General features: G+C 63.3%; 26 protein-coding genes. 17 read left to right on the top strand and 9 right to left on the bottom strand.

From position 1 onward, the window contains the following. Position 1 precedes the first annotated feature (1 nt). The 13 genes from nuoG to N5A93_RS06630 all read left to right on the top strand — a co-directional run bounded on the left by nuoG (position 2) and on the right by N5A93_RS06630 (position 13,743). Positions 2–1,990: an NADH-quinone oxidoreductase subunit NuoG gene (nuoG, locus tag N5A93_RS06690; protein WP_268954306.1), complete on the top strand. Its 1,989-nt coding sequence runs from the start codon at positions 2–4 to the stop codon at positions 1,988–1,990. Then, a complete protein-coding gene (locus N5A93_RS06685) occupies positions 1,990–2,391 on the top strand; it encodes a YNQ4 family lipoprotein (protein WP_268954305.1) in 402 nt (133 codons plus the stop codon). The genes nuoG and N5A93_RS06685 overlap by 1 nt, the downstream gene beginning before the upstream one ends. A gap of 7 nt (positions 2,392–2,398) precedes the next feature. Then, positions 2,399–3,436, top strand: a complete 1,038-nt coding sequence (gene nuoH / locus N5A93_RS06680) for an NADH-quinone oxidoreductase subunit NuoH (RefSeq protein WP_268954304.1) — start codon at positions 2,399–2,401, stop codon at positions 3,434–3,436. A 3-nt stretch (positions 3,437–3,439) separates the two neighbouring features. Beyond that, positions 3,440–3,934 carry an NADH-quinone oxidoreductase subunit NuoI gene (nuoI, locus tag N5A93_RS06675; protein ID WP_268954303.1) on the top strand — a complete coding sequence of 165 codons (495 nt, stop codon included), beginning with the start codon at positions 3,440–3,442 and terminating at the stop codon, positions 3,932–3,934. Further along, positions 3,931–4,344, top strand: coding sequence for a carboxymuconolactone decarboxylase family protein (locus tag N5A93_RS06670; protein ID WP_268954302.1), 414 nt, complete (start codon positions 3,931–3,933; stop codon positions 4,342–4,344). The genes nuoI and N5A93_RS06670 overlap by 4 nt, the downstream gene beginning before the upstream one ends. After that, positions 4,341–4,949 carry an NADH-quinone oxidoreductase subunit J gene (locus N5A93_RS06665; RefSeq protein ID WP_268954301.1) on the top strand — a complete coding sequence of 203 codons (609 nt, stop codon included), beginning with the start codon at positions 4,341–4,343 and terminating at the stop codon, positions 4,947–4,949. The genes N5A93_RS06670 and N5A93_RS06665 overlap by 4 nt, the downstream gene beginning before the upstream one ends. Positions 4,950–5,048: 99 nt before the next feature. Then, positions 5,049–5,354, top strand: a complete 306-nt coding sequence (nuoK, locus tag N5A93_RS06660; protein ID WP_268954300.1) for an NADH-quinone oxidoreductase subunit NuoK — start codon at positions 5,049–5,051, stop codon at positions 5,352–5,354. Between the two features lie 7 nt (positions 5,355–5,361). Then, positions 5,362–7,440 carry an NADH-quinone oxidoreductase subunit L gene (nuoL, locus tag N5A93_RS06655; protein ID WP_268954494.1) on the top strand — a complete coding sequence of 693 codons (2,079 nt, stop codon included), beginning with the start codon at positions 5,362–5,364 and terminating at the stop codon, positions 7,438–7,440. Then, entirely contained in the window at positions 7,440–8,987 is a 1,548-nt protein-coding gene (locus N5A93_RS06650) for an NADH-quinone oxidoreductase subunit M (RefSeq protein WP_268954299.1), read from the top strand. Before nuoL ends, N5A93_RS06650 begins: the two co-directional genes overlap by 1 nt. A 15-nt stretch (positions 8,988–9,002) precedes the next feature. After that, a complete protein-coding gene (gene nuoN, locus N5A93_RS06645) occupies positions 9,003–10,436 on the top strand; it encodes an NADH-quinone oxidoreductase subunit NuoN (RefSeq protein WP_268954298.1) in 1,434 nt (477 codons plus the stop codon). A 99-nt stretch (positions 10,437–10,535) separates the two neighbouring features. Next, entirely contained in the window at positions 10,536–11,285 is a 750-nt protein-coding gene (locus N5A93_RS06640) for a biotin--[acetyl-CoA-carboxylase] ligase (protein WP_268954297.1), read from the top strand. Positions 11,286–11,296: 11 nt separating this feature from the next. After that, positions 11,297–12,076, top strand: coding sequence for a type III pantothenate kinase (locus tag N5A93_RS06635; RefSeq protein WP_268954296.1), 780 nt, complete (start codon positions 11,297–11,299; stop codon positions 12,074–12,076). Next, entirely contained in the window at positions 12,073–13,743 is a 1,671-nt protein-coding gene (locus tag N5A93_RS06630; protein ID WP_268954295.1) for a ribonuclease J, read from the top strand. Before N5A93_RS06635 ends, N5A93_RS06630 begins: the two co-directional genes overlap by 4 nt. A gap of 94 nt (positions 13,744–13,837) precedes the next feature. On the opposite strand, the gene N5A93_RS06625 is transcribed toward N5A93_RS06630, so the two are convergent. The 5 genes from N5A93_RS06625 to N5A93_RS06605 all read right to left on the bottom strand — a co-directional run bounded on the left by N5A93_RS06625 (position 13,838) and on the right by N5A93_RS06605 (position 20,481). After that, entirely contained in the window at positions 13,838–14,404 is a 567-nt protein-coding gene (locus N5A93_RS06625; RefSeq protein ID WP_268954294.1) for an HD domain-containing protein, read from the bottom strand. 139 nt (positions 14,405–14,543) lie between these two features. Then, a complete protein-coding gene (locus tag N5A93_RS06620) occupies positions 14,544–16,115 on the bottom strand; it encodes a DEAD/DEAH box helicase (RefSeq protein WP_268954293.1) in 1,572 nt (523 codons plus the stop codon). A 193-nt stretch (positions 16,116–16,308) separates the two neighbouring features. After that, positions 16,309–17,268 carry a glycosyltransferase family 2 protein gene (locus N5A93_RS06615; RefSeq protein WP_268954292.1) on the bottom strand — a complete coding sequence of 320 codons (960 nt, stop codon included), beginning with the start codon at positions 17,266–17,268 and terminating at the stop codon, positions 16,309–16,311. Between the two features lie 139 nt (positions 17,269–17,407). Further along, entirely contained in the window at positions 17,408–19,015 is a 1,608-nt protein-coding gene (locus tag N5A93_RS06610) for a peptide chain release factor 3 (protein WP_268954291.1), read from the bottom strand. Positions 19,016–19,467: 452 nt separating this feature from the next. Continuing rightward, positions 19,468–20,481 (bottom strand): Hint domain-containing protein, encoded by a 1,014-nt coding sequence (locus N5A93_RS06605; RefSeq protein WP_268954290.1) that lies wholly within the window; start codon positions 20,479–20,481, stop codon positions 19,468–19,470. Positions 20,482–20,670: 189 nt separating this feature from the next. Here N5A93_RS06605 and N5A93_RS06600 point away from each other — a divergent pair, with 189 nt between their 5' ends. From N5A93_RS06600 to N5A93_RS06590, 3 genes are all read left to right on the top strand, one after another. Beyond that, complete coding sequence (locus tag N5A93_RS06600) at positions 20,671–21,450, top strand: SDR family oxidoreductase (protein WP_268954289.1); 780 nt, start codon at positions 20,671–20,673, stop codon at positions 21,448–21,450. 98 nt (positions 21,451–21,548) lie between these two features. Then, positions 21,549–22,175: a LysE family translocator gene (locus N5A93_RS06595; RefSeq protein ID WP_268954288.1), complete on the top strand. Its 627-nt coding sequence runs from the start codon at positions 21,549–21,551 to the stop codon at positions 22,173–22,175. A gap of 146 nt (positions 22,176–22,321) precedes the next feature. After that, on the top strand, positions 22,322–23,695 hold the full coding sequence (locus tag N5A93_RS06590) for an SLC5/6 family protein (protein ID WP_268954287.1): 1,374 nt from the start codon (positions 22,322–22,324) through the stop codon (positions 23,693–23,695). A gap of 18 nt (positions 23,696–23,713) precedes the next feature. On the opposite strand, the gene N5A93_RS06585 is transcribed toward N5A93_RS06590, so the two are convergent. The 3 genes from N5A93_RS06585 to N5A93_RS06575 all read right to left on the bottom strand — a co-directional run bounded on the left by N5A93_RS06585 (position 23,714) and on the right by N5A93_RS06575 (position 25,596). After that, entirely contained in the window at positions 23,714–24,544 is an 831-nt protein-coding gene (locus tag N5A93_RS06585) for an arginyltransferase (RefSeq protein WP_268954286.1), read from the bottom strand. Between the two features lie 80 nt (positions 24,545–24,624). Next, the gene (locus N5A93_RS06580) at positions 24,625–25,074 is read right to left on the bottom strand and encodes an RDD family protein (RefSeq protein WP_268954285.1); all 450 of its coding nucleotides are present in this window, start codon (positions 25,072–25,074) and stop codon (positions 24,625–24,627) included. A 63-nt stretch (positions 25,075–25,137) separates the two neighbouring features. Further along, positions 25,138–25,596, bottom strand: coding sequence for a DUF2852 domain-containing protein (locus tag N5A93_RS06575; protein WP_268954284.1), 459 nt, complete (start codon positions 25,594–25,596; stop codon positions 25,138–25,140). Here N5A93_RS06575 and N5A93_RS06570 point away from each other — a divergent pair. Beyond that, positions 25,583–25,828 (top strand): hypothetical protein, encoded by a 246-nt coding sequence (locus tag N5A93_RS06570; protein WP_268954283.1) that lies wholly within the window; start codon positions 25,583–25,585, stop codon positions 25,826–25,828. The two genes, N5A93_RS06575 and N5A93_RS06570, sit on opposite strands and share 14 nt — an antisense overlap. A 5-nt stretch (positions 25,829–25,833) precedes the next feature. Here N5A93_RS06570 and N5A93_RS06565 read toward each other — a convergent pair whose 3' ends face one another. Further along, positions 25,834–26,352, bottom strand: a complete 519-nt coding sequence (locus tag N5A93_RS06565) for an HNH endonuclease (protein ID WP_268954282.1) — start codon at positions 26,350–26,352, stop codon at positions 25,834–25,836. Between the last annotated feature and the right edge of the window lie 184 nt (positions 26,353–26,536).

Here is a 26,536-nt window from a genome sequence, read left to right as displayed (position 1 = left end):
CATGTCTGACCTGCGCAAGATCATCATCGACGATCAGGAAGTGGAAGCGGAAGGCGCGATGACGCTGATCCAGGCCTGTGAGCAGGCCGGCATCGAGATCCCGCGCTTCTGCTATCACGAGCGCCTGTCGATCGCGGGCAATTGCCGCATGTGCCTGGTCGAAGTGGTCGGCGGGCCGCCCAAGCCCGCTGCCTCCTGCGCAATGCAGGTGCGCGACCTGCGCCCCGGCCCGGAAGGCCAGCCGCCGGTGGTCAAGACCAACTCGCCCATGGTCAAGAAGGCCCGCGAGGGGGTGATGGAATTCCTGTTGATCAACCATCCGCTGGATTGCCCGATCTGCGATCAGGGCGGCGAATGCGACCTGCAGGATCAGGCGATGGCCTATGGCGTGGATTTCAGCCGCTATCGCGAGCCCAAGCGCGCGGTGGATGATCTGGACCTCGGCCCGCTGGTCGAAACCCATATGACGCGCTGCATTTCCTGCACGCGCTGCGTGCGTTTCACCACCGAGGTGGCCGGGATCGCCCAGATGGGGCAGACCGGCCGGGGCGAGGATGCCGAGATCACCTCGTATCTGGGCGAGACGCTGGACAGCAATCTGCAGGGCAACATCATCGACCTCTGTCCGGTGGGGGCGCTGGTCTCGAAACCCTATGCCTTCACGGCACGGCCCTGGGAGCTGAGCAAGACCGAGACCATCGACGTGATGGACGCGCTTGGTTCCAGCATCCGGGTGGACACCAAGGGGCGCGAAGTCATGCGCATCCTGCCGCGCAACCATGACGGCGTGAACGAGGAATGGATTTCCGACAAGACGCGCTTTGTCTGGGACGGGCTGCGCCGCCAGCGGCTTGACCGCCCCTATATCCGCGAGAACGGCAAGCTGCGCGCCGCCACATGGGGCGAGGCGCTGGAAAAGGCGGCGCAGAAGATCAAGGGCGCGGACAAGCTGGCCGGTCTGGTGGGCGATCTGGCCCCGGTCGAGGCGGCCTTTGCCCTCAAGCAACTAGTCGAGGGGCAGGGCGGCAACGTGGAATGCCGCACCGATGGCGCGCGCCTTCCGGCGGGCAACCGTTCGGGTTACGTGGGCAATGTCGCCATCGAAGAGCTTGATACTGCAAAGGAATTCGTTCTGATCGGCACCAATCCGGCGATCGAGGCCCCGGTGCTGAACGCGCGTATTCGCAAGGCCTGGATCAACGGTGCGAATGTCACGCTGATCGGTCAGGCGGCTGACCTGACCTATGAGCACAGCCATGCAGGGACCGGGCGCGACGCGCTCTCGAAGGTCAAGGCGGGCGAGGATGCCATCGTGATCGTCGGGCAGGGTGCCCTGAACGAGGCCGATGGCGCGGCCGTTCTGGCCGCCGCACAGGCGATTTCGGGCCGGGTTCTGGTGCTGCACAGCGCCGCCGGGCGGGTCGGTGCGATGGATGCCGGCTGCACGACCGAGGGCGGCATGGAGGCCGCCATCGACGGGGCGGACGTGATCTACAACCTCGGGGCCGACGAGATCGACATTCAGGATGGTCCCTTTGTCATCTATCAGGGGAGCCATGGTGACCGCGGGGCGCATCGGGCCGATGTGATCCTGCCTGGCGCCGCCTATCCCGAGGAACAGGGCCTGTTCGTCAATACCGAGGGTCGCCCGCAACTGGCGTTGCGCGCCAGTTTCCCGCCGGGCGAGGCCAAGGAGAACTGGGCGATCCTGCGCGCGCTCTCGGGCGAGATGGGGCAGGCGCTGCCCTATGATTCGCTGATCCAGCTGCGCAAGGGGCTGGTGGCCGAGGTGCCGCATCTGGCGAAGGTCGATCAGGTCGTGGAAAATGAATGGCAGCCGCTGCCCAAGGGCAAGCTGGGCAAGGCCGATTTCCGCCCTGTCATCCGGGATTTCTATCTGACCAACCCGATTGCCCGCGCCAGTGAACTGATGGCCGAGCTGAGCGCCAATGCCAAGGCCCGCCACCAGGCGCCGGTGGCTGCCGAGTGATGGCGCGCGCGGCGCTCATATCCGCGTTCTGGCTGCTATGCGCCGGGGCCGTCTCGGGATGCGAGACGGTGGATGCGTCGCGCGTGGATTTCAGCCCCGATTACCGGGGCGTCGAGACCCGTCTGCTGGGCGACGATCTGGTCAGTTTCAAGGTGACCATGACCGGCGCGCGCGATCGCGGGGATGTGAGCCGCTATGCAGATTGCGCCGCGGCGCAGTACACGCTGATCCGGGGTTATGGATTTGCCCGGCATTTGCGCACGAATATCGATGAAGCGGGTGGTATCTGGCACGGCGATGCGGTTTATACGATCTCGTCTGCGCTGCCCCGGGGATTGAAGACGATGGACGCGGAAGTCGTCGCCGCCGATTGCGCGGAAAACGGAATACCGATGGTGTGAGGACCTGATGGCTGACTTCTTTACAACCCCGTTCGGGATCGCGGTGATCATCGTGGCGCAATGTCTTGCCGTGGTGGGTTTCGTGATGATCTCGCTGTTGTTCCTGGTTTACGGGGACCGCAAGATCTGGGCCGCCGTCCAGATGCGCCGGGGGCCGAACGTGGTGGGTGTCTTCGGGATCCTGCAATCGGTTGCGGACGCGTTGAAATACGTGGTCAAGGAGGTGGTCGTTCCGGCGGGCGCCGACAAGGCGGTGTTCATGCTGGCGCCGATGACCAGTTTCGTGCTGGCGATCCTGGCCTGGGCGGTGATCCCGTTCAACGAGGGTTGGGTTCTGAGCGACATCAATGTCGCCATCCTGTTCGTTTTCGCGGTGTCCTCGCTGGAGGTTTACGGCGTGATCATGGGCGGTTGGGCGTCGAACTCGAAATACCCGTTCCTTGGCTCGCTGCGCTCGGCGGCGCAGATGATTTCCTACGAAGTCAGTATCGGGTTGATCATCATCGGGGTGATCATTTCGACCGGGTCGATGAATTTCGGTTCGATCGTCGCGGCGCAGGACACGGCATACGGCTTTTTCGGCTGGTACTGGCTACCGCATCTGCCGATGGTGTTCCTGTTCTTCATCTCGGCGCTGGCCGAGACCAACCGGCCGCCCTTTGACCTGCCCGAGGCGGAGTCCGAACTGGTCGCGGGCTATCAGGTGGAATATTCGGCAACGCCCTTCCTGTTGTTCATGGCGGGGGAATATATCGCGATCTTCCTGATGTGCGCGCTGACGTCGCTGTTGTTCTTCGGCGGCTGGCTGTCGCCCATTCCGGGCCTGCCGGATGGCGCGCTGTGGATGATCGGAAAGATGGCGTTCTTCTTCTTCATCTTCGCGATGGTCAAGGCGATCACCCCGCGTTACCGCTATGATCAGCTCATGCGGATCGGCTGGAAGGTGTTCCTGCCGCTGTCGCTGGGATGGGTGGTGATCGTGGCGTTTCTTGCAAAATTCGAAGTGCTTGGCGGCATGTGGGCCCGCTGGGCGATTGGAGGCTGAGCCATGGCGAACATAGATTACGGACGCGCGGCGGGCTATTTCCTGCTCAAGGATTTCTTCAACGGTTTCCGGCTGGGCCTGAAATATTTTTTCGCGCCCAAGGCGACGCTGAACTATCCGCATGAAAAAGGCCCGCTCAGCCCGCGGTTTCGCGGCGAGCATGCCTTGCGCCGTTATCCCAACGGCGAGGAGCGCTGCATCGCCTGCAAGCTGTGCGAGGCGATCTGCCCGGCGCAGGCGATCACCATCGACGCCGAGCCGCGTGACGATGGCAGCCGGCGCACCACGCGGTATGACATCGATATGACGAAATGCATCTATTGCGGCTTTTGCCAGGAGGCCTGCCCGGTGGATGCCATCGTCGAGGGGCCGAATTTCGAATTCGCCACCGAGACCCGGGAAGAGCTGTTTTACGACAAGCAGAAGCTGCTGGACAACGGCGACCGCTGGGAAGCCGAGATCGCCCGCAACCTCGAACTGGACGCGCCTTACAGATGAGTGATCCCAAGAATCCCTTCGAAGCGATGATGGCGCAGGCGCAGGAGATGGCGAAAGCCATGAATCCCGCGCTCGAGTCCTTCACGCCCAAGGGGATGGAGAAGCTCTGGCCGACGATGCCCAAGGAGCTTATGGAGGTGACGTTCGGCAAGGGCATCAGCAGTGACGGGCTGGACGCGAAAACGCGGCTTTTGCTGACGCTGGCGGGGCTGACGATGCTGGGCGCGCAGAACGACACGCAGATCCGCATGACCGTGCGCCACGCTCTGGCTGCGGGCGCCACCGCGGACGAAATCGCCGAGACGATCGCCCAGATGGCGGTCTTTGCCGGCATCCCGTCGATGAACCGGGCGATGGATTTTGCCCGCGAGGTTCTGGACGAGAACGAGGAAAAGGATAACGAGACATGAGCATCGCGGTGCTGTCATTCTATCTTTTCGCGGTATCGGCGCTGGTGGGAGGGTTGTTCACCGTGATCAGCCGAAACCCGGTGCATTCGGTGCTCTGGCTTATCCTGGCCTTCATCAGCGCGGCGGGGTTTTTCGTTCTGCTGGGGGCCGAGTTCGTGGCGATGCTTCTGATCATCGTCTATGTCGGCGCGGTCGCGGTGCTGTTCCTGTTCGTGGTGATGATGCTGGATGTGGATTTCGCCGAGTTGAAGGCGGAGATGGCGAAATACATGCCGCTGGCGCTGCTGATCGGGGTGATCCTGCTGATGCAGTTCGGCCTGGCCTATGGCAGCTGGCAGATGGCCGAGGGTGCCGAGGCAGCGCGCGCGGCGGTGACGCCCGAGGGGGTCGAGAACACCGCCGCCCTGGGCCTGCTGATCTATGACAAGTATTTCCTTCTGTTCCAGACCTCGGGCCTGATCCTGCTGGTCGCAATGATCGGGGCGATCGTGCTGACCTTGCGCCACCGCACCGACATCAAGCGCCAGGACGTTCTGGCGCAGATGTATCGCGATCCGGCCAAGGCGATGGAACTGAAGGACGTGAAGCCGGGGCAGGGCCTCTAGGCGCGGGCACGCCGGACAGGACGACCGGTTCGGGCCGCAAGCAAAGGCGCGAACCAACGCAAAGACAAAGACGGACGGGCGCGGCCCGGAGGGACACGAATGATTGGACTTGAACATTACCTGACGGTCGCGGCGGCGCTGTTCGTCATCGGGATCTTCGGCCTCTTCCTCAACCGGAAGAACGTCATCATCCTCTTGATGTCGATCGAACTGATGCTGCTGTCGGTCAATATCAACCTCGTGGCCTTTTCCGCCCATCTGGGCGATCTGGTGGGGCAGGTCTTTACCCTCTTCGTGCTGACGGTCGCGGCGGCCGAGGCGGCGATCGGGCTGGCCATCCTCGTCTGCTTCTTCCGCAATCGCGGCACAATTGCCGTGGAAGATGTCAACGTGATGAAAGGCTGATCCGATGATTGAGCAAACGATCCTCTTCGCGCCTCTCATCGGGGCGATCATCGCGGGCTTCGGCTGGCGCGTCATCGGGGACATGGGCGCGCAATGGCTGACCACGGGCCTTCTGTTCCTGTCCTGCATCCTGTCCTGGGTCGTGTTCCTGGGTCATGACGGCGAGACGCATATCATCCATATTCTCGACTGGATCCAGTCGGGCACGCTGAGCAGCGAGTGGTCGATCCGGCTCGATCGTCTGACGGCGATCATGCTGATCGTGGTGACGACGGTGTCGGCGCTCGTGCATCTCTATTCGATGGGTTACATGGCCCATGACGAGAATTTCAGCGAAAACGAAAGCTATCGCCCGCGTTTCTTCGCGTATCTGTCCTTCTTCACCTTCGCCATGCTGATGCTGGTCACCGCGGACAACCTGGCGCAGATGTTCTTTGGCTGGGAGGGCGTGGGCCTCGCCTCGTATCTGCTGATCGGCTTTTACTTCCGCAAGCCAAGCGCCAATGCGGCGTCGATCAAGGCCTTCGTGGTGAACCGGGTCGGCGATTTCGGCTTCGCGCTTGGCATCATGGCGATCTATTTCCTGACCGATTCGATCCGCTTCGAGGATATCTTCGCCGCCGGGCCGGAACTGGCCGAAACGCAACTGACCTTCCTGTGGACCGAATGGAACGCGGCCAACCTGATCGCATTCCTTCTGTTCGTCGGGGCCATGGGCAAATCGGCGCAACTCTTCCTGCACACATGGCTGCCCGACGCGATGGAAGGCCCGACCCCGGTGTCGGCGCTGATCCACGCCGCGACGATGGTGACGGCGGGTGTTTTCCTGGTCTGCCGGATGTCGCCGATCATGGAATACGCCCCCGAGGCGATGGCCTTCGTCACCTTCATCGGCGCATCAACCGCGTTCTTCGCGGCGACCGTGGGCCTGGTGCAGAACGATATCAAGCGCGTGATCGCCTATTCGACCTGTTCGCAGCTTGGCTACATGTTCGTGGCCGCGGGTCTGGGTGTCTACAGCGTGGCGATGTTCCACCTGCTGACCCATGCCTTCTTCAAGGCGATGCTGTTCCTGGGGGCAGGCTCGGTCATCCACGGGATGCATCACGAGCAGGACATGCGCAACTATGGCGGCCTGCGCAAGAAGCTGCCCTATACGTTCTGGGCGATGCTGATCGGCACGCTGGCGATCACCGGCGTTGGCATTCCGCTGACCCATATCGGTTTTGCCGGGTTCCTCAGCAAGGACGCGGTGATCGAGGTGGCCTATGCCGGCTCAATGGGGGGCTATGCCTTCTGGATGCTGGTGGTCGCGGCGCTGTTTACCAGTTTCTACAGCTGGCGGCTGATGTTCATGACTTTCTGGGGCAAGCCACGCGGCGACAAGCACACCCATGAGCACGCGCATGAAAGTCCGACTGTCATGCTGGTGCCGCTCGGGGTGCTGGCGCTCGGGGCGGTTTTCTCGGGGATGCTGTGGTATAGCAGCTTTTTCGGCCATACCGACCAGGTCGCGAAGTTCTTCGGCGTGCCCTATGCCGAGGCGTCGGAACATGGCGAGGCCGCAGAGGGCGGCGAGAGTGACGGGGCCTCATCAGCGGACTATCATCACTATGTCTTTTCCGGTCAGCCGGGTGAAGGCGCCATCCATGTCGGTCCCGAGAACACCGTTCTTGACGCGGCGCATGACGTGCCCGCATGGGTCAAGGTCAGCCCCTTCGTGGCCATGCTGATCGGTCTGGTCGTCGCGCTGTGGTTCTATGTCTGGGATCCGGCCATGCCGCGACGCCTGGCCGAGAACCAGCGGCCGCTTTACCTTTTCCTGCTCAACAAGTGGTATTTCGACGAGATCTACGACTTCCTCATCGTGCAGCCCGCCAAATCGCTGGGCAGGCTGCTTTGGCGGCGCGGCGACGGCGATGTGATCGACGGGTCGATCAACGGCGTGGCGATGGGGATCGTGCCCTTCTTCACACGGCTCGCGGGGCGGGCGCAATCGGGCTACATCTTCACCTATGCCTTTGCGATGGTGATCGGGATCGCGGTCCTCGTGACATGGATGACCTTCATCGGGGGGGCTGAATAATGGATAACCTGCTTTCCATCACCACGTTCATCCCCGCGATCGCGGCGGCGATCCTGGCGATCTTCCTGCGCGGCGAGGATGCGGCGGCGCAGCGCAGCGCCAAGTGGGTGGCGCTGATCGCGACCTCGCTGACCTTCGTCGTCTCGATCTTCATCCTCGTGGGCTTTGATCCCAACGACACGGGCTTTCAGTTCGTCGAGGAGCGCCAGTGGCTTCTGGGCTTGAAATACAAGATGGGCGTGGACGGGATCAGCGTGCTCTTCGTGATGCTGACGACCTTCATCATGCCGCTGACCATCGCCGCGTCCTGGGGTGTGACCAAGCGGGTCAAGGAATACATGATCGCTTTCCTGGTCCTTGAAACGCTCATGCTGGGCGTGTTCATGGCGCTGGACCTCGTGCTGTTCTACCTGTTCTTCGAGGCCGGTCTCATCCCGATGTTCCTGATCATCGGCATCTGGGGCGGCAAAGAGCGGATCTACGCGAGCTTCAAGTTCTTCCTCTATACCTTCCTTGGCTCGGTGCTGATGCTGGTGGCGATGGTGGCCATGTTCTCGGATGCGGGCACCACGGATATCGTGACGCTCCTCAATCACCAGTTCGGATCGGAAAGCTTCAGCATCCTCGGGATTCACATTGTCGGCGGGATGCAGACGCTGATGTTCATCGCTTTCTTCGCCAGTTTCGCGGTCAAGATGCCGATGTGGCCGGTGCATACCTGGCTGCCGGATGCGCACGTTCAGGCGCCGACCGCCGGATCGGTGGTGCTGGCGGCGATCCTGCTGAAGATGGGCGGTTACGGTTTCCTGCGCTTCAGCCTGCCGATGTTCCCGGTGGGGGCCGAGGTGCTGACGCCGCTGATCCTGTGGATGTCGGCCATCGCTATCGTCTATACCTCGCTGGTGGCGCTGGCGCAGGAGGACATGAAGAAGCTGATCGCCTATTCCTCGGTGGCGCATATGGGTTATGTCACCATGGGGATTTTCGCCGCCAACCAGCAGGGGATCGACGGTGCGATCTTCCAGATGATCAGCCACGGCTTCATCTCGGGGGCGCTGTTCCTCTGCGTTGGGGTGATCTATGACCGGATGCACACGCGCGAGATCGACGCCTATGGCGGGCTGGTCAACCGGATGCCGGCCTATGCGCTGATCTTCATGCTGTTCACCATGGCCAATGTTGGTCTGCCGGGCACCAGCGGCTTCATCGGCGAGTTCCTGACGCTGGTCGGGGTCTTCCAGGTCAACACCTGGGTCGCGGCGGTGGCCACGGTGGGTGTGATCCTGAGCGCGGCCTATGCGCTCTGGCTCTATCGCCGGGTGGTCCTGGGCGACCTGATCAAGGAAAGCCTCAAGTCGATCACCGACATGACCGGGCGCGAGCGCGCGATCTTTGCGCCGCTGGTGGTGATGACCCTTCTGCTGGGCGTCTATCCCAGCCTCGTGACCGATATCACCGGCCCCGCGGTCGAAGCCCTGATTTCAAACTACGACACGGCCCTGGCTGAGGCGCATTCCGCCAATCAGCTGGCCGCGGCGCAGCATTAACGGAGGCCCTGAGAAATGCAGGCTGATCTGAATGTCATTCTGCCCGAGATCGTGATCTCGGTCTATGCGATCGCGGCGCTTCTGTTCACGGCCTATACCGGGCGCGACCGGATGGCGGGCATGCTGCTTTGGCTGACGGCGGCGCTGTTCACGGTGATGGCGCTGTGGATCGGCACGACCGGGCAGGGCACGCGCACCGCGTTCGACGGCATGTTCAACGATGACGCCTTCGCCCGCTTCGCCAAGGTCACGATCCTGCTGAGCGCCGCCGCCGTCATGGTGATGGGGCAGGAATACATGATGCGGCGCAAGATCCTGCGCTTTGAATATCCTGTACTGATCGCGCTGGCTGCCGTTGGCATGATGCTGATGGTCAGTGCCGGGGATTTGATGGCGCTTTACATGGGGCTCGAGCTGCAATCGCTGGCGCTTTACGTGGTGGCCGCGCTTCGCCGTGACAGCGCCAAATCGACCGAGGCCGGGCTCAAGTATTTCGTGCTTGGCGCGCTCAGCTCGGGTTTGCTGCTTTACGGGGCCTCGCTGACCTATGGCTATGCGGGGACGACACTGTTCTCGGGCATCATCGCGGCGGCTGACGGGCAGGCGCCCGTGGGGTTGCTGATCGGCCTGGTCTTCGTTCTTGCGGGGCTGGCCTTCAAGGTGTCGGCAGTGCCCTTCCACATGTGGACCCCCGATGTCTACGAGGGATCGCCGACCCCGATAACCGCCTTCTTCGCCACCGCGCCCAAGGTCGCCGCGATGGCGCTTCTGGCGCGCGTCGTGCATGACGCCTTTGGCGGCGTCGTGGGCGACTGGCAACAGGTGATCGCGGTCTTGAGCCTGCTGTCCATGTTCCTCGGTGCGATCGCGGCGATCGGGCAGACCGACATCAAGCGGCTGATGGCCTATTCCTCGATCGCGCATATGGGCTATGCGCTGATGGGTCTGGCGGCGGGCAATGCCTTTGGCGTGCAGGCGATGCTGATCTACATGGCGATCTACGTCACGATGAATATCGGCACATTCGCCTTTATCCTGTCGATGGAGCGTGACGGGCAGCCGATCACCGAGATTGAGAGCCTCAACATGTATTCGCGCGCGCATCCGGGCCGGGCGCTGGCGATGATGATCCTGCTGTTCAGCCTGGCCGGCGTGCCGCCGCTTCTGGGTTTTTTCGGTAAGCTCTACGTGCTGCGCGCCGCCTATGATGGCGGGCTGGCATGGCTGGCGGTTGCGGGCGTGGTGGCCTCGGTCATCGGGGCATTCTATTATCTGCGCATCGTCTATTACATGTATTTCGGCGAAGAGCGCGAGCCGCTCGAAACCGCGCGCTCGCCGGTGCAATGGGGATTCCTGATGGTATCCGCTGCGCTGATGGTGGTGGGGATCATCAACATGTTCGGTGTCGAGACGCTGGCACAGGCCGCGGCGGCGACCCTTGTCAACTGAACGGCTGACGCATCATATCGCAGCGAAAGGTGGCGCGCCGCGGGCGCGCCGCTTCGTTTCGGAATGTGCTTGCGCCGGGGTTGCGACGCGGGTGGTGCGATGACCGGCTGGCCCGAGGGCGTCGGGCGCCGGGTGCTCGAGGAGGTCGACAGCACCAATGCCGAGGCCGCGCGCATCGCGGGCACGCTGAGCGGCCCCGAATGGATTCTTGCGTTGCGCCAGAACGCAGCGCGCGGGCGGCGCGGGCGGCCCTGGGCGAACCCTGATGGCAATTTCGCCGCCACGCTTGCGATGCGCCCCACCGAGAGTCCGGACAAGGTCGCGCTGCGCTCCTTCGTGGCCTCGCTGGCGCTGTTCGATGCCTTCGTGGGCGCGACAGGACGCAGCGAGGGGTTTACGCTCAAATGGCCCAATGACGTGCTGTTGAACGGTGGCAAGCTGGCCGGAATCCTGCTGGAAAGCGCGGGCAGCGGCGGGGGTATGTCCTATTTCGCCATCGGGATCGGCGTGAACCTTGTTTCCGCCCCGACCGCAGAGCAGGTCGAGCCCGGCGCATTGCGCCCGGTCTCGCTGTTGTCGGAGACCGGCGTAAGGGTCACGCCCGAGGAATTCCTTGACCTTCTGGCGCCTGCCTATGCGCGCCATGAGGCGCAGTTCATCACATATGGTTTCGCACCCATCAGGGCGGCATGGCTGGACCGGGCTGCGAAACTGGGCGAGGTCATCACCGCGCGCACCACCCGCAACGAGATGACCGGAACCTTCGAGACGGTGGACGAGGCGGGCAATCTTGTTCTAACAACAGCGAAATCCCGGCACGCCATTCCGGCGGCCGAGGTCTTTTTCTGAGGGGGCGGATGATGCTTCTGGCGATCGACTGTGGCAATACAAATACCGTCTTCTCGATCTGGGACGGCACGACATTCCTTTGCACGCTGCGCACGTCGACCCATCATGCACGCACGGCAGATGCCTATTTTACATGGTTCTCGACGCTGGTGAAACATTACGGGATCGAAACCGACATCACCGATGTCATCATCTCGTCGACGGTGCCGCGGGTGGTGTTCAACCTCAGGGTATTTGCCGACAGGTTTTTTGGCTGCCGCCCGATGGTGGTGGGCAAGCCCGAATGCCTGCTGCCCCAGGCGCCACGTGTCGATCCGGGAACGCAGGTGGGGCCGGACCGGCTGGTCAATACGGCGGGTGCCTATGACCGGAATGGCGGCGACCTTATCGTGGTGGATTTCGGCACGGCGACCACATTCGACGTGGTGGCCCATGACGGCGCCTATGTCGGGGGCGTGATCGCGCCGGGGGTCAACCTGAGCCTCGAGGCGCTGCACACGGCGGCGGCGGCGCTGCCGCATGTGGATGTGACCATGCCGCAAAAAGTCATTGGAACCAACACGGTAGACTGTATGCAGTCGGGCGTTTTCTGGGGCTATGTGGGGCTTGTGACCGGTATCTGCAATCGCATCCGCGCCGAATATGAACGGCCCATGCGCATCATCGGGACGGGCGGGCTTGCGCCGCTCTTCGCGCAGGGCGAGATGCTGTTCGACAGCATAGAAGATGATCTGACAATGCACGGTCTGGCCGTGATTCATGACTACAACAAGAAAGCAGAGAACGTATGAGCAGCGAAAGATTGATCTACCTGCCCCTCGGGGGCGCGGGGGAAATCGGCATGAACGCCTATGTCTACGGCTATGGCAAGCCGGGCAAGGAGCGGCTGATCCTGGTCGACCTCGGCGTGACCTTTCCCGACATGGACACATCCCCCGGTGTGAACCTTATTTTCCCGGATATTCAATGGCTTGCAGAGCGTCGTGACCAGCTGGAGGCGATCTTTATCACCCATGCCCACGAGGATCATGTGGGCGCCGTCGCGCATTACCATGAGCAGCTGGGCGCGCCGATCTATGCGCGGGCCTTCACCGCCAATATCGCGCGCCGCAAGATGGAGGAGTTCGGCTATTCCGAAAAATCGGTGCGCACGGTGTCGCCCTGGCCCGAGATCACCGAGGCGGGGCCGTTCAAGGTCGGGTTCGTGCCGATTTCCCATTCGATTCCAGAGAGTTCCGGGCTTGTCATCGACACACCCGCCGGGCGCATCGTGCATTCGGGTGACTTCAAGATCGACGTCGACCCGGTGGTCGGGGAACCCTTCGAACCCGATCTCTGGGCCAGTCTGGCGGAGCCGGGCGTCAAGGCGCTGATGTGCGATTCAACCAATGTTTTCAATACACATGCGGGGCGTTCTGAAAGTACCCTTGCGCCCGAAATCGGCGCGCTGATCAAGGGGGCCAAGGGCATGGTCGTCTCGACGACCTTTGCCAGCAATGTCGCACGGGTCAAGACACTGGCCGAGGCTGCGCATGGCGCGGGGCGGTCGGTCTGCCTGCTGGGGCGGGCGATGCGGCGGATGATCGAGGCAGCAGTGGAAACGGGTGTTCTGACATCCTTTCCGAAAACCGTAAGCCCCGAAGAAGCAAAGGAAATTCCGCGCGAGAACCTGATGCTGATCGTCACCGGCAGTCAGGGCGAACGCCGCGCGGCGAGCGCGCAACTGGCGCAGGGCAGCTATCTGGGGCTGAAGATGAAGGAGGGGGATACGTTCCTGTTCTCGTCCAAGACGATCCCCGGAAACGAACGCGGTGTCATCAAAATCATGAACCAATTCAGCGAGTTGGGCGTCGAAGTCGTGGATGATTCCGGCGGGCTTTACCATGTATCGGGTCATGCCAACCGGCCTGACCTGGAAGAGCTGCACAGCCTGCTTAAACCCGAGGTTCTGGTGCCCATGCATGGCGAGCACCGGCATCTGCGTGAACATGTAAAACTGGCCAATTCCAAGAAGATACAGGGGGTTCTTGCGGTGAATGGCACGATGATCGACCTGACCGGCCCGCGCGCGCAGGTCTGCGAATATGTCGAGACCGGGCGCACCTATCTGGATGGCAGCGTCAAGATCGGTGCGCTGGACGGGATCGTGCGCGACCGTATCCGCATGGCCCTGAACGGGCATGTCACGGTCAATGTGATCCTGGACGAAGCCGACGAGGCGCTTGGCGAACCCTGGTGTGAAATCAAGGGCTTGCCAGAAGAAGGCAACAGCCGCGCGCCGCTTGTCGAGGTGCTGGAGGAGGATCTGAGCCAGTTCATGGGCCGTGCCGGACGCAAGACCCTGGCCGATGACGACAAGCTGGAGGACGGGTTGCGCAAGCTGACCCGGCAATCGGCGCAAAACGAGATCGGCAAGCGCCCGGAAGTGACCGTGATCATCAGCCGCTTGAGCGACTAGAGCCGCGCGACCATGCGTACGAAACGTCCGTTTTGTACGCCGGTTTCGTACCGAATTCCGGCGCCTTGCGCGCAGGTTCGTACAAAAAGCCCGCTCAGGCGGTTCCGGCGGCGTCGAGAAGGGCGCTGACGATGCGCCGCAGCCGCGCGCCAAGAATCGTCGGTGCGCGCTGCGCGAGAGCGGTGGCGAGCGTGTCGTAATACCAGAGCGTGCCGTCGCGCCCGGCGGTGAAGCGATCGAACACGGCGGGGCCGATGGCGTGAAGATCCTCGAGGATCGACTCGGCGTTGTGGAGCTTGTCGCAGCTGGTCACGAGGATCGCGTCATCGGACTTTCCGGGGAGCGCGTCGATATAGCCGCGCTTGCGGGTGGTCCAGTCGGGGCGCGGGTTGCTGCCGTCGAAATCCGAACACTCGGTCACGATCTGCGCAACGCGCGTGCCGTAAACCTGTTGCAGCGAGCCGGTGGTTTCGCCGGCATCCTCGATCGCGTCATGAAGAAGTCCGGCGATCGCCTGTTCCTCGTCGCCGCCATGTTCCAGCACGAGCGCCGAGACCGCCATCAGATGCGAGATATAGGGCGTGGTCGTGCCCTTGCGTGTCTGGCTGCGGTGAAGTCGCGCGGCGTGGCGCAGCGCACCGTCGAAACGCGGTGTCAGCATGTGAATGCTCCTTTATGTTGCAAGAACGAAAAACGGCCCGCCCCTCCAGCGGCCATAGCAAAGCCATGACCGGTGTTTACGGGGAATTTGATCGGGGGAACGTCACGCCGCGCAAGGCGCGGCGTCATGGCGCTGGCGTTCAGCCGGTGCGCCGATCCTCGAAGCTGAGGGCGATGAAGCTGGGCATGTGATCGCCCATGCCGACAACGGGTTTGCCGCCGCGGTTGTTGCTTTGGTTGCCACCACCGCGACTGCCGCTTTGACGGCCACGCGGTTGCGTTTCGGACTTGTCCTTGTCCGTATCGCCCGCGATTTTGTCGGCTGCGGGTTTTTCGTCTCCGGTTTTGTCGGCAGCAGGTTTATCGGCTGCGGGGGCGTCTGCCCGGGTGGCGGGTTCGCCTGCCTCTTTGGCCGCTGCGTTCCGGGGCTTTTCCGACGAGCGGCTGCGGCTGCGCGAGCGGCTTGCGGGCTTGTCGTCGGATTTGGGCCCGGGTTTGGCTTCGGCCGGGGTCTCTGGCGCGGTCTCGGGCGCGGGCTGTGCCTCGGCCGTGGCGCCGCCGCGTGCGGTGGGATCGGGAATGCGCGGCACGGGTTTCTGGATCAGGCGCTCGATATCCTCGAGGTTCTTTTCGTCGCGCGGGGCGCAGATCATCATCGTCTTGCCTGCGCGGCCCGCCCGGCCGGTGCGCCCGATGCGGTGGATGTAATCCTCGGCATGGCTGGGCACGTCGTAGTTCAGCACATGGCTGACCGAGGGCACGTCGAGTCCGCGCGCGGCCACATCCGAGGCGACGAGAATCTTGAGATCCCCGGCGCGGAAGCCGTCAAGCGTGCGGGTGCGCTGGCTCTGGTCGAGGTCGCCGTGAATGGGCGCGGCGTCATAGCCGTATTTCTTGAGCGACTTGGCGACCACGTCCACATCGACCTTGCGATTGCAGAACACGATGGCATTGGTGCATGTCTCGCCTTCGGCGTCGATCAGCGCGCGCAGGAGGTTGCGCTTTTCGCTGTCGGCGCGGTCGCGGCGCGAGGGTTTGAACATCACCACGCCCTGTTCGATGGTCTCCGAGGCGGTGGCCTGGCGGGCGACTTCGATACGTTCGGGGTTCTGCAGGAAGGTGTTGGTGATGCGTTCGATCTCGGGCGCCATGGTGGCCGAGAAAAAGAATGTCTGGCGGGTGAAGGGCGTCAGGCTGAAGATGCGTTCGATATCGGGGATGAAGCCCATGTCGAGCATCCGGTCGGCCTCGTCGACGACCATGATCTGAACGCCGGTCAGCAACAGCTTGCCGCGCTCGAAATGGTCCAGAAGGCGGCCCGGGGTCGCGATCAGAACGTCGACGCCCTTGTCGATCAGCTTGTCCTGCTCCTTGAAGCTGACACCGCCGATCAGCAGCGCCTTGGTCAGTTTCAGGTGCTTGGAATAGGTGTCGAAGTTTTCAGCCACCTGGGCGGCCAGTTCACGCGTCGGGCAGAGCACGAGGCTGCGCGGCATCCGGGCGCGCGCGCGGCCGCGCGCCAGCAGCGAGAGCATCGGCAGCGTGAAGCTGGCGGTCTTGCCGGTGCCGGTCTGGGCGATCCCGAGGATATCGCGCCCGGCAAGGGCAGGGGGAATCGCGCCGGCCTGGATCGGTGTTGGCTCGGTGTAACCGGCCTCTTCTACAGCTTTGAGGACCTTGGGGTTCAGGTTGAGTTCGGAGAATTTTGTCATGTGTGTCCGTGGTTTGCGGACACTTGCCTGGCCCGCACGTCATATCAGGGTCGGGCCCGTCCGGCCCCGTGGATCGTCACGTTTCTGACCCTGGGCTTCGTTTACCGGATGAAGGGGGGGCGGGTCAATGGATCGGGTGGGTTCTTGGTCAATATGGTGGCTGACCGGGGGAATGTTGCCGATATGGCAACAATCACGCGTGATCGGGGAAATGCCGGGCGCGCTTGGCATCCAGATCAAGCGCGATTTCGCGCAAGAGTCCTTCGGCGGCAAGGCGCGCGCGCAGCTCGGGCGTGGCGGTGCAGACCTCGTGAAAGAACGCCGCGAGCGCCGCTTCGCCGCGCTCGGATTCGAGCATCGAAAAGAGGTCATGCATCGGCAGCGCCTCGCCCATCGCGCCCGGCGGGGGCCTGAGCCCCTCGCGGTAAGAGCCCTGCGCCAGCCGGAAGCGATAGGCGCGCTGCCAGCTTGGCCAGTCGGGTGCGTGAAGATGGCAAAGCTCGACCGCGTCAAGATGCGCGGGGTCGGGGTCTTTTTCCTTGCCGCGAAAGGCGTTGTGGATGCGCAGCCCGGTATCGGGCAGGCCGGTGCGCACAAAGACCTTGCCCGCCACGTGGCTGAGGAACCCGCCATTGAGATGCGCGCCGTAAGTGGGATAGATGCGCGCGGTCTGCTTGCGCCGTGTGCCGGGAAAGCGCGAACAGGCCTTGAACCAGGTGATCCCCGGCGGCGGCGGGGCGGCCGGGTCGGGGGCCATCGCCTCGATGGGGCGGATGCGCGCGCTCAGGGTCGTGTCGGGCAGGGCGGCGAGCTGACGTTCCAGGGGCGCGCCTGGCCAGAGGAATTCGTCCACGTCGATATGCGCCAGCCAGTCGACCTGCGGGCGGCGCTGCAGGCAATGGGTTGCGTTGACCGACTGGCGCGGCTGGTGGGTGTCGGGGCGCTTGCCGCGGCGTTTCCAATAGGCGTCGTCACATAGCGTGACGCGGCATTTGGGATGCGCCTTCAATGCGGCGAAGGCACCGGGGTTGTCGGCATCGAGATAGATATGCAGGCGATGCGCGCCCAGCTCCAGGTGATGGGCGGCGAAATTCAGGATATCGGCGGTCTCGGCCTTGATCGTGGCGACAAGGCCCCATCTGGGCTGGCTCATGCACGCAGAATGCGAAGTGGCGCGCTCTTGTGCAAGCGCCAAGTGCCGCGGGCCCGCCTGCTTCATCTTGCCGGCAATACTCCGGGGGAGTCGCGCCTCTGGCGCGGCGGGGGCAGCGCCCCCTGACCGCCAGCGCGGATCAGACCATCATTTCCTTGATCGCGCTGAGCGTCACATCGGGGTAGTCGCGCTCGACGCGGTCGATATCCCATTGCATCCGCGTGAGATACACGATGTCGCCGTCGTGGTCATGGGCGATATGCGCCTTGTTGGCCGCGGCGAAAGCGTCGACCTTGTCGCGCGGTCCCGTGACCCAGCGGGCCGAGGTGAACTGCGACGCCTCAAAGCGCACCGGCAGGCCGTATTCCAGTTCGATCCGGCTGCCCAGCACCTCGAATTGCAGCGCCCCCACGACGCCGACGATGAAGCCCGAGCCGAAGGCGGGCTTGAACACCTTGGCGGCGCCTTCCTCGGCGAATTGCATCAGCGCCTTTTCAAGGTGCTTGGCCTTCATCGGGTCGCCCGCGCGGCATGATTGCAGCAATTCGGGTGCGAAGGAGGGGATGCCGGTGACGCGCAGGGCCTCGCCCTCGGTCAGGGTGTCGCCGATGCGCAGCTGGCCGTGATTGGGAATGCCGATGATGTCGCCGGCCCATGCCTCTTCGGCCAGTTCGCGATCCGAGGCCAGGAACAGCACCGGGGCCGAAATGGTCATCGGCTTTTTGGAGCGCACATGCGTGAGTTTCATGCCGCGCCGGAAATGGCCCGAGGCCATGCGAAGGAACGCCACGCGGTCGCGGTGCTTGGGGTCCATATTGGCCTGCACCTTGAAGACGAAGCCGGTGACCTTGTCCTCGTCGGGGGCGATCTGGCGGGGCAGGGCGGATTGGGGCTGGGGTTCGGGGCCGTAGGTGCCGATCCCCTCCATCAGCTCGCGCACCCCGAAGGAGTTGATCGCCGAGCCGAACCAGATCGGGGTCATGTGCCCTTCCAGAACCGATTTCGGGTTGAGTTCGGGCAGCAATTCGCGCGCCATTTCAAGTTCTTCGCGCAATTGTTCGACCAGTTCGGCGGGGACATGTTCGGCCAGCGCGGGATCGTCGAGCCCGTTGATCTGGATCGACTCGGCCACCTTGTTGCGGTCCGCGCGGTCCATCAGTTCCAGCCGGTCATTGAGCATGTCATAGCAGCCGATGAAATCGCGCCCCTTGCCGATGGGCCAGCTGGCCGGGGTCACGTCGATGGCCAGGTTTTCCTGAATTTCGTCGATGATGTCGAAGGTGTCGCGGCTTTCGCGGTCCATCTTGTTGCAGAAGGTCAGGATCGGCAGGTCGCGCAGGCGGCAGACCTCGAACAGTTTGCGGGTCTGGGATTCCACGCCCTTGGCGCCGTCGATCACCATCACCGCCGCATCGACCGCGGTCAATGTGCGGTAGGTGTCTTCGGAGAAATCCGAGTGGCCGGGCGTGTCCACGAGGTTGAAGCGGAACTTGCCGAAATCGAAGGACATGGCCGAGGCCGAGACCGAGATGCCGCGATCCTTTTCCATCTGCATGAAATCCGAGCGCGTGCGGCGCGCCTCGCCCTTGGCGCGCACCTGTCCGGCCATCTGGATGGCGCCGCCGTAAAGCAGGAACTTTTCCGTCAGTGTGGTCTTGCCCGCGTCGGGGTGCGAAATGATCGCGAATGTACGGCGCCGCGCGATTTCGGGCGGCAGATCGGGGCGGTTGGGGGTCACATCCAGCATGATGGCGCATATAGAGGCGCGCGCGGGGCGGTGCAACATGCCTGTGCGGCCCGCATCCTGGTGTTTGGCACCTGACATAAGATACCCGATGGATGCAGAGTAGCGGACATTTTCCACCATCCTTGAGCGAAACGGAAAGATGCCGGCTTGGAGCCCTCTTGTGACATTAGATCCCGAAGGTCCTGCGCGGACTCAAGGCCGAAGGCCGCCGCGCATCGCCGGGCCGCCCCCGGCACGGCGATTTGGCAAAGCTGGGTGCCGCAGTCAAAGATTTTGCGGATTTGGCAGGGATAAAGGGCCATTGACCAATCGTTGGATCGCCGCACCGCGGCCCGCCGACGCGCGTCTATTGCAATTTCCGCTTCGTCCGCATTGCCGACGCTCAGGCTTTCCTCCATGCAACCGGTGGCGATTGCAGGGCAAACCGCGAACCTTTTGCCAAGTGGTGAAGACTAGCGGGTCGAGGCGCGGCGCAGGATCGCGGCGGCGTCGGGATGATCGAGAAGTTTCTCGCTGACCTCGAAATCCAGATGCGCGCTGTTGCCATGGCCCGAGAGTGACTGGGCCAGCGCCTCGCGCAGCTCTTCGGGGAGTGCGGGGCGGGTGCGGGTGTCGACCAGCAGGGTCTCGGCGGCGATGCCTTCGGCATAGATGATCTGGTGGCTGTCGAAGAGAAGCTGGAAGTAATCGACGAAGCCGCCATCCTGGCGCTGCACGCTGTCGCCGTTGACGAGGTAACGCGCGCGCACCAGCAATTCGGCCCGCCCCGCGCCAAGCGCATCCGAGCGCTGATAGATGAACAGCCGGTGGTCGGGACTGACCAGCAGATCGTTTTCATTGTGCAGCGTGCCCGCCTTGATGCGGATCGGTGCGAATTCGCCCACGGCGCGCACTGTCGACTGGCCGATCCAGCGCACCTGCTGGGGGCCTTCGTCGCGCGTCAGGATCATGTCGCCGACGCGAAGCTGCTCGATCGGGGTCTGCGCGCCCGAGGCCATGGTGATATGCGTTCCGCGCGAAAAGGCGACGCAGGCGACTTCGGCGAATTTGCGGTCGGGGTTCTCGGTGTCGACGCCCACAAGCGCGTAGCCGATGCGCGGCTCGAGCGGCGCCAGCGGCAGGGCATAGACATCGGCGGCGTTGCCCTGAGCGTCGGTTTCGACCAGCACGAGGATTTCGGTGGTCTGACCGGAGGTGGACATGAATGTCGCAACGCAATCGAGATGCAGCGCCGCGCCGGGGCTGCCGATCGAGGTGTCGGGCGCGATGGTGAAGCGCCCGGATTCGTCGGCATGGACGGAAATCCGGTGCCGGGCGGCCGATTTGCCAAGCTCGTAGGTGTCGTCGAGTTCAAGATCGCCCGCGAAAGAGATGGGGTCGCCCAGATTCGCGCCATTGACCACCCTGAAGTCGGTGGCCCGGAATACGGGAATCGATTGTGCGGGTTTCGCGGCGTCCTGGGTCATCGTAAAAGTCATACTCGTCAAGCCGCGCAGGTGCCAGACCGGATCACCAAAGAGCGCATGCATGGTTAATCGCGTCACACTAGGCGCGCGAGGGGGCGTGGTCAACGGCGGCGCGTTGCTCTGGCATCTTCGGGCGACCGGGTGATATGCAGGGGCAATTGGCGAACAGGCATCAAAGGGAGGCCGAACATGGATCTGGGTATCAAGGGCAAGCGCGCATTGGTCTGCGCATCCTCGAAGGGGCTGGGGCTGGGCTGTGCACGGGCACTGGCCGAGGCGGGCGTCGATCTGGTGATGAACGCGCGCGGCGCCGAGGCGCTGGAGGCGTCGGCACAGGCGATCCGCGACGATTTCGGCGTGAATGTCACGACGGTCGCCTGCGACGTGACCAGCGCCGAGGGACAGGCCGAGCTGCTGAAGGCGGCGGGCGAGGTTGATATCCTTGTCAACAATGCCGGCGGGCCGCCGCCGGGCATGTGGACGGACTGGGAGCGCGACGATTTCATCAAGGCGCTCGATGCCAACATGCTGACCCCGATCGCGCTGATCAAGGCGCTGGTGCCGGGCATGATGGAGCGCGGCTGGGGCCGGGTGGTGAATATCACCTCGCAATCGGTGAAGGCGCCGATCGCGGTGCTGGGCCTGTCGAATTCGGCGCGCGCGGGGCTGACCGGCTATGTGGCGGGCACGTCGCGCCAGGTGGCGGGCAAGGGGGTGACGATCAACAACCTGTTGCCCGGCATCCACGCCACCGACCGCGCCGAGGCGCTGGACAAGGGTGTCGCCGACAAGGAGGGCGTGTCGATGGCGGAGGCCAAGGCGAAGCGCTGCGCCACCATCCCGGCGGGGCGCTATGGCACCAAGGAGGAATTCGGCGCCGCCTGCGCATTCCTGTGCAGCCAGCATTCCGGCTTCATCATCGGGCAGAACATCCTGCTGGATGGCGGCGCGGTGAACGCCACGCTTTAGGGGGGCATCCGGCGGAACGATCGGGGCCGGAGGGGCTTTGCAAGTCGGGCAAACCGTCACTGGACCGGCGCAAGATCACTGACCGGGAGGCTCATTTGATGGAACTTCATGTCTGGCTTGCATTCGCGTCGGCTTCGATTGCCCTTCTTCTCATTCCGGGGCCGACCGTTCTTCTGGTCCTGAGCTATGCCATCAGCCAGGGGCGGCGGGTCGCGCTGGCGACGGTCGCGGGTGTCGCACTGGGCGATCTGATTGCCATGTCGGCATCCCTGGCGGGGCTGGGAGCCCTGGTTCTGGCGTCGGCCAAGCTTTTCCTTGTGCTAAAATGGGTTGGAGCAATCTACCTTGTCTACCTTGGCATCAAGCTGTTTCGCAGCGCTCCTGCCGCTTCGCTGGGCGTTCTGGATGATGCCCCGGCAGCGATGCCCGGGACAGTCTTTGCGCATTCCGCCGCGGTAACGGCGCTCAATCCCAAGTCTATCGTATTCTTCATCGCCTTCGTGCCGCAGTTCATCAACACGAATGCGGCCCTGGCACCGCAATTCGGGGTGCTTGTCGCGACCTTCGTCGGCTTCGCGGCGATCAACGCGCTTGGCTATGCGATTCTGGCGGACAAGCTGCGCCAGAAGATTGCGCGCCCCCAGGTGCTGCCATTCCTGACCCGGCTTGGCGGCGGTGCCCTTGTGGCGATGGGTGTTGCGACCGCTGCGATCCGGCGCTCCTGAGCCTGCGGCCTGCGGCCTGCGGCCTGAGCGCCGGACGCTCGCGCCGGATCACGTTCGCGTGGAGAGGGGCGCGGCGGGCTGGTGCGGGAAGTTGGCGGCGGGCTATGGCTGGGCTTGTGTGATCCCGCATTGCAAAGGAAATTCCCATGCATCCCGTGACGCTGATGGCCGTGTTCGGCCTTGTGATCCTTGCCAGTCTTGCGGTGGCGCCGCGTCGCGCCAGTGTCGCGGGGTTCTTTGGCGGCGCCGATGCGCATGGGCGTGCGCCGGGGTTTTGGGTGCTGGTGCTGAGCCAGGTGACCACATGGATTTTCGCACGTTCCCTGATGAATGCGGCGATCCTTGGATATTTCTATGGGATCTGGGGTGTGCTGGCCTATGCGGGTTATTACGGCTCGTTCCTGACCGGGGGGCTGATCGTGGACCGGCTGCGCGCCAGCGGCGCGGGATCGGTGCAGGATTGGCTGGTGGCGCGGTTCGGCGCGGCGGGGGTGGGGTGTTACAACCTTGTCGTCGCACTGCGGCTGCTATCGGAGGTTTTCGCCAACCTGCTGGTGGTGGGGCTGATATTCGGCGCGGTGCTGCCGGGTATGCCGGCGGCGGGTGGTGCTGCGATCCTGGTGGTCGCGCTTTTGGGGCTGGCCTACAGCGCCTGGGGCGGGCTCAGCGCATCGCTGCGCACGGATGTGTTGCAGATGCTGATCTTCCTTGCGGTTTTCGCCGCCGCCTTTGTCGCCCTGCTGGCCAGCCCCGGTTTCGAGTTTGGCGCGGTGCTGAGCGCGCCGGGCACCAGCGGCGCCTGGAACGGGCAGGTGTTGCTGCTGGTGGCGTTCCTGCAGGTGTTCTCGTACCCGGTGCATGACCCGGTGATGATGGATCGCGGGTTCATCGCCGAGCGGTCGGTGACACGGGCGGCGTTTCGCCATGCGTTCTGGATTTCGACCCTGTGCATCATCGCCTTCGGCCTTTTCGGGGTCCAGGCGGGGCTGCTGGGGGCGGAATATGAGGGCGAGCTCTTGGGCACATGGGCGGGGATGTTTCCGCCCTGGCTGTTCGGGGCGCTGATGGTGTCGCTGCTGATCAGCGCGCTCAGCACGCTTGATTCGGCGCTGGCCTCGGCGGCGCGGCTGGTGGTGGACGAGCTGCGTCTGGCGCCGCGCAGCCTGGCCGGGGGACGGCTGGCGATGGTGGTGTTCATGGCGCTGGGCGCGGTGCTGACGCTTTGGGGCAACCAGACGCTGTTCGATGCGGTGGCGGTGAGCGGCACCGCCAGCATGTTCCTGACGCCGGTTCTGGTGGTCGGGCTGTTCATGGGGCGGCCGGTGGCGCGCTGGGCCTATGGCGCAAGTTTCGGCGTGGCGATGCTGGGGGCGCTTGGCTATTTCGCACGCGAAAGCGCTGTGATGCGCGCGATCCTGCCCGACGGGCACAAATACGAGCAGCTTCTGATCATCTGCGTCGTGGTTCTGGCGGTGGGATTCGCGGTCGTTCTGGCGGGCATGGCGCGGCGGGAAAGATAGCCGCGTCAGGCCGAGGCGTCAGGGTTTGCGGGGGCTGAGCGGGCGGCCATCGGGCAGGGCGATATTGGCGACCTGTTCGGAAATGGGATCGTTCGACAGGGGATGAAGCTGCGCGCTGTATGCGCTGCTGTCGCGCTTCTTTTCCCAGCCGCCGTTCACATAGACCTCAAGCCCCGAAAAGGCGGCCTTGTAGCCCATCTTGGCGCTGCCGGGCACCCAATAGCCCAGGTAAACATGGGGCAGGCGGTTTTCGCGGGCGATCTCGATATGGTCGAGAATGATATAGGTGCCAAGGGAATCGCGCGGCCGGTCGGGGTCGTAGAAGGAATAGACCATGCTGACCCCGTCATCGAGCACGTCCGTCAGGCACACCGCCACCAGATCGCCGGTCTCGCAATCGGTATATTCGACGACGCGGGTGCGGATCGGGGTTTCCTCGATCATGGCGGCGAATTCGAACGTGTCCATGTCGGCCATGCCGCCATCGGCGTGGCGATGTTCGAGATAGCGGCGAAACAGCGCGTATTGTTCCTCGGTCGCCCAGGGCGAGGTGGCGCGCCGTTCAAGCCCGGCATTGCGCTTGAGCGTCTTGCGCTGGCTGCGGGTCATCGTGAAATCGTCGATATTTATGCGCGCCGAGAGACAGGCCGAGCATTCCGCGCAGGCCGGACGGTAGAGCACATTCTGCGAGCGGCGGAAGCCCTGTTTGGAGAGGCTGTCATTGAGCCGCTGCGCGCCTTCGCCCTGAAGGGCGGTGAACAGCTTGCGCTCTTTTCTGCCGTCGAGATAGGGACAGCTCTGCGGGGCCGTCACGTAGAATTGGGGCGCGATGGGCAGCGTGTGGCGCATGAGGGAAGGACCGTCTTGTCTTTGTTGCGCCCAGCGTAGCAATCTTGGGCGGGCGCGCCAAGTGCTCAATGCCTGCGCCGTCAGGTCATGGCGCGGCGGTTCAGGGCGACGGTGCCGAGGACGTGATCGCCAAGCCCCTGGGCGCGCCCGGTGGTCAGCATCAGCACGATCGAGATCACCTGAAGCACGGGCAGCGCGACGGATATGGTGAAGGCGAGCGTGTGCAGAAAGGCCAGGGAGAGGTCGAAGCGCTGGCCGTCGAGGCGGCGGAACTCGATCGCCACCAGCCGCATCCCCCAGGTGGCCGAGCCGCGCGCGATGGTGACGACGCGGTAGGCAAAGCCCACGACGAGCATGAGGAACGGAAAGAAGAGCAGCCCGGTAAAGGCCGTGAAGGGCAGAATCAACAGGCAGATCAGCACGATCAGCACCGTATCCACCAGCCATGCGAAAAGCCGCTTGGAGGGAATGTCACGGTAGAATTCGGGCTGCGTGACCGGGTCGGGGATATGCCAGTTATATTCGCTCATGCGCTTTGCATATAAGGGCGGTGCCCGGTCCGGGAAACCCCCGGTCCGGGCGCATTGTGACGATCAGGCGCCGGCACGGGGGCTGGCGGGGTCTGCGTCCGCTTCAGGGCTGTCGCCGGTCTGCGCGGCGGCGCGGGCGCGGTCTTGCATGAACTCGTCGAACTCGGCCTTGTCACGGGCATCGCGCAGGCGCTGAAGGAAGGATTCGAAATCCGCCTGTTCCTGTTCGAGCCGCGCGATCGTGTCGGCGCGATAGGCGTCAAAGGCGGAATTGCCGGTGCCGCGCCCGGCGCGCATCGCGCTGCGGCCGCGTTTCAGGTGCTTGTCTTTGCAGGCCAATTTTCCACTCCAGATCATGAATGCGAGAAGGGCCAGGCCAACCGGCCAGACGAAGATGAAACCCAGCACCATGACGGTGATCCAGGCGGCTTTCCCCTTGTCGTCAAGCCAGGCCTCGGCACTGGCGAGCCACCCGAGCGGGCCACGCCCGGCGGTGCAGGAGGTAGAGGTGGCGGTACTCATTGAGGATGTCCCTTTCGGTTGCGGTTGTGTTGATGTGAATGCCTTTCACATTGCCAAGATCGGGATTGCCGGGCGGTTTCGCAAGGGGGAATGTGAAAAGTTTTTACATCACGGCGGCGAAAATCCCGCCACCGAGCTTGCAAGTATCTGGCAAGAAATGAAAAACGCGATCTGCACCGCGTTGGTATCATATCGGTATCGCGTCGGTGCGGATGGCTGTGGGGGTCTTTGATGTTGTTAATTCACAAGCACGTTCAGCCTGTGCCAGTTGAAAGCTTCCTCATGGACTCTCAGTGAAGGATTGTCAGCCTCACGAATGGCAACACCATTCAGGTTCTTCAAAAACTCGTTCCCACCCAGAGCGGCGACACTCTCAGGCACCAGAATGGTCCGATCAGTATTTACTCCGAGTAACCCTCTGTCAAAAGCCCAGTGCAACTCTTTGGTAAGTGGAAGACCGTTTGCAGGGTGATCCGAGCCATTTGCATGCACCGGAATCACATGTGCTGCATCGAGGCCAACGGTCTTGCAGGATAATGGAGACACAAACCTGCGGCCTGTGAACGCACAACGGAACTGATATTGCGCCAGCACTTTGTTGCGGAACGCTCTGTCGCGGGCTTTCCGGACTGTTCGCGTCTCTGATGTAGGGCGCGGTCCTCCGAAAACAGTGGGCGGCTCATCTGCAGTTGCGTTCAGATAGCGCTCCGCGTCTTCTATCTGAGTCAGTGATACAGGGGGATTTTCAGGATCCACCGGACCCCATCTTGATGTTCCGATCTGGTTGTTGAGTTTTTCATATTCAGGCGAACCCTGGCGCAGGAGGTGTATCTGAATATATTGTACGTCGTCAGATAATTTGGGACGCTTGAGCGGTTTTCGGATTGGAGGCTCTGGCCCATCCTTGATTGAGATTATGCGGTTTCAGTTTCGTGGCGCA

It is taken from the genome of Roseovarius salincola (assembly GCF_026891095.1).
GTDB lineage: Bacteria > Pseudomonadota > Alphaproteobacteria > Rhodobacterales > Rhodobacteraceae > Roseovarius > Roseovarius salincola.
The sequence above is the reverse complement of the archived record's forward strand: the minus strand, read 5'-3'. Positions and strand labels throughout refer to the sequence as shown.

Bases quoted from the DNA above. Each gene is read 5' to 3' on its own strand.
- nuoG (WP_268954306.1), top strand. From the start codon at position 2: ATGTCTGACCTGCGCAAGATCATCATCGACGATCAGGAAGTGGAAGCG.
- N5A93_RS06685 (WP_268954305.1), top strand. From the start codon at position 1,990: ATGGCGCGCGCGGCGCTCATATCCGCGTTCTGGCTGCTATGCGCCGGG.
- nuoH (WP_268954304.1), top strand. From the start codon at position 2,399: ATGGCTGACTTCTTTACAACCCCGTTCGGGATCGCGGTGATCATCGTG.
- nuoI (WP_268954303.1), top strand. From the start codon at position 3,440: ATGGCGAACATAGATTACGGACGCGCGGCGGGCTATTTCCTGCTCAAG.
- N5A93_RS06670 (WP_268954302.1), top strand. From the start codon at position 3,931: ATGAGTGATCCCAAGAATCCCTTCGAAGCGATGATGGCGCAGGCGCAG.
- N5A93_RS06665 (WP_268954301.1), top strand. From the start codon at position 4,341: ATGAGCATCGCGGTGCTGTCATTCTATCTTTTCGCGGTATCGGCGCTG.
- nuoK (WP_268954300.1), top strand. From the start codon at position 5,049: ATGATTGGACTTGAACATTACCTGACGGTCGCGGCGGCGCTGTTCGTC.
- N5A93_RS06650 (WP_268954299.1), top strand. From the start codon at position 7,440: ATGGATAACCTGCTTTCCATCACCACGTTCATCCCCGCGATCGCGGCG.
- nuoN (WP_268954298.1), top strand. From the start codon at position 9,003: ATGCAGGCTGATCTGAATGTCATTCTGCCCGAGATCGTGATCTCGGTC.
- N5A93_RS06640 (WP_268954297.1), top strand. From the start codon at position 10,536: ATGACCGGCTGGCCCGAGGGCGTCGGGCGCCGGGTGCTCGAGGAGGTC.
- N5A93_RS06635 (WP_268954296.1), top strand. From the start codon at position 11,297: ATGCTTCTGGCGATCGACTGTGGCAATACAAATACCGTCTTCTCGATC.
- N5A93_RS06630 (WP_268954295.1), top strand. From the start codon at position 12,073: ATGAGCAGCGAAAGATTGATCTACCTGCCCCTCGGGGGCGCGGGGGAA.
- N5A93_RS06625 (WP_268954294.1), bottom strand. From the start codon at position 14,404: ATGCTGACACCGCGTTTCGACGGTGCGCTGCGCCACGCCGCGCGACTT.
- N5A93_RS06620 (WP_268954293.1), bottom strand. From the start codon at position 16,115: ATGACAAAATTCTCCGAACTCAACCTGAACCCCAAGGTCCTCAAAGCT.
- N5A93_RS06615 (WP_268954292.1), bottom strand. From the start codon at position 17,268: ATGAGCCAGCCCAGATGGGGCCTTGTCGCCACGATCAAGGCCGAGACC.
- N5A93_RS06610 (WP_268954291.1), bottom strand. From the start codon at position 19,015: ATGCTGGATGTGACCCCCAACCGCCCCGATCTGCCGCCCGAAATCGCG.
- N5A93_RS06605 (WP_268954290.1), bottom strand. From the start codon at position 20,481: ATGACCCAGGACGCCGCGAAACCCGCACAATCGATTCCCGTATTCCGG.
- N5A93_RS06600 (WP_268954289.1), top strand. From the start codon at position 20,671: ATGGATCTGGGTATCAAGGGCAAGCGCGCATTGGTCTGCGCATCCTCG.
- N5A93_RS06595 (WP_268954288.1), top strand. From the start codon at position 21,549: ATGGAACTTCATGTCTGGCTTGCATTCGCGTCGGCTTCGATTGCCCTT.
- N5A93_RS06590 (WP_268954287.1), top strand. From the start codon at position 22,322: ATGCATCCCGTGACGCTGATGGCCGTGTTCGGCCTTGTGATCCTTGCC.
- N5A93_RS06585 (WP_268954286.1), bottom strand. From the start codon at position 24,544: ATGCGCCACACGCTGCCCATCGCGCCCCAATTCTACGTGACGGCCCCG.
- N5A93_RS06580 (WP_268954285.1), bottom strand. From the start codon at position 25,074: ATGAGCGAATATAACTGGCATATCCCCGACCCGGTCACGCAGCCCGAA.
- N5A93_RS06575 (WP_268954284.1), bottom strand. From the start codon at position 25,596: ATGAGTACCGCCACCTCTACCTCCTGCACCGCCGGGCGTGGCCCGCTC.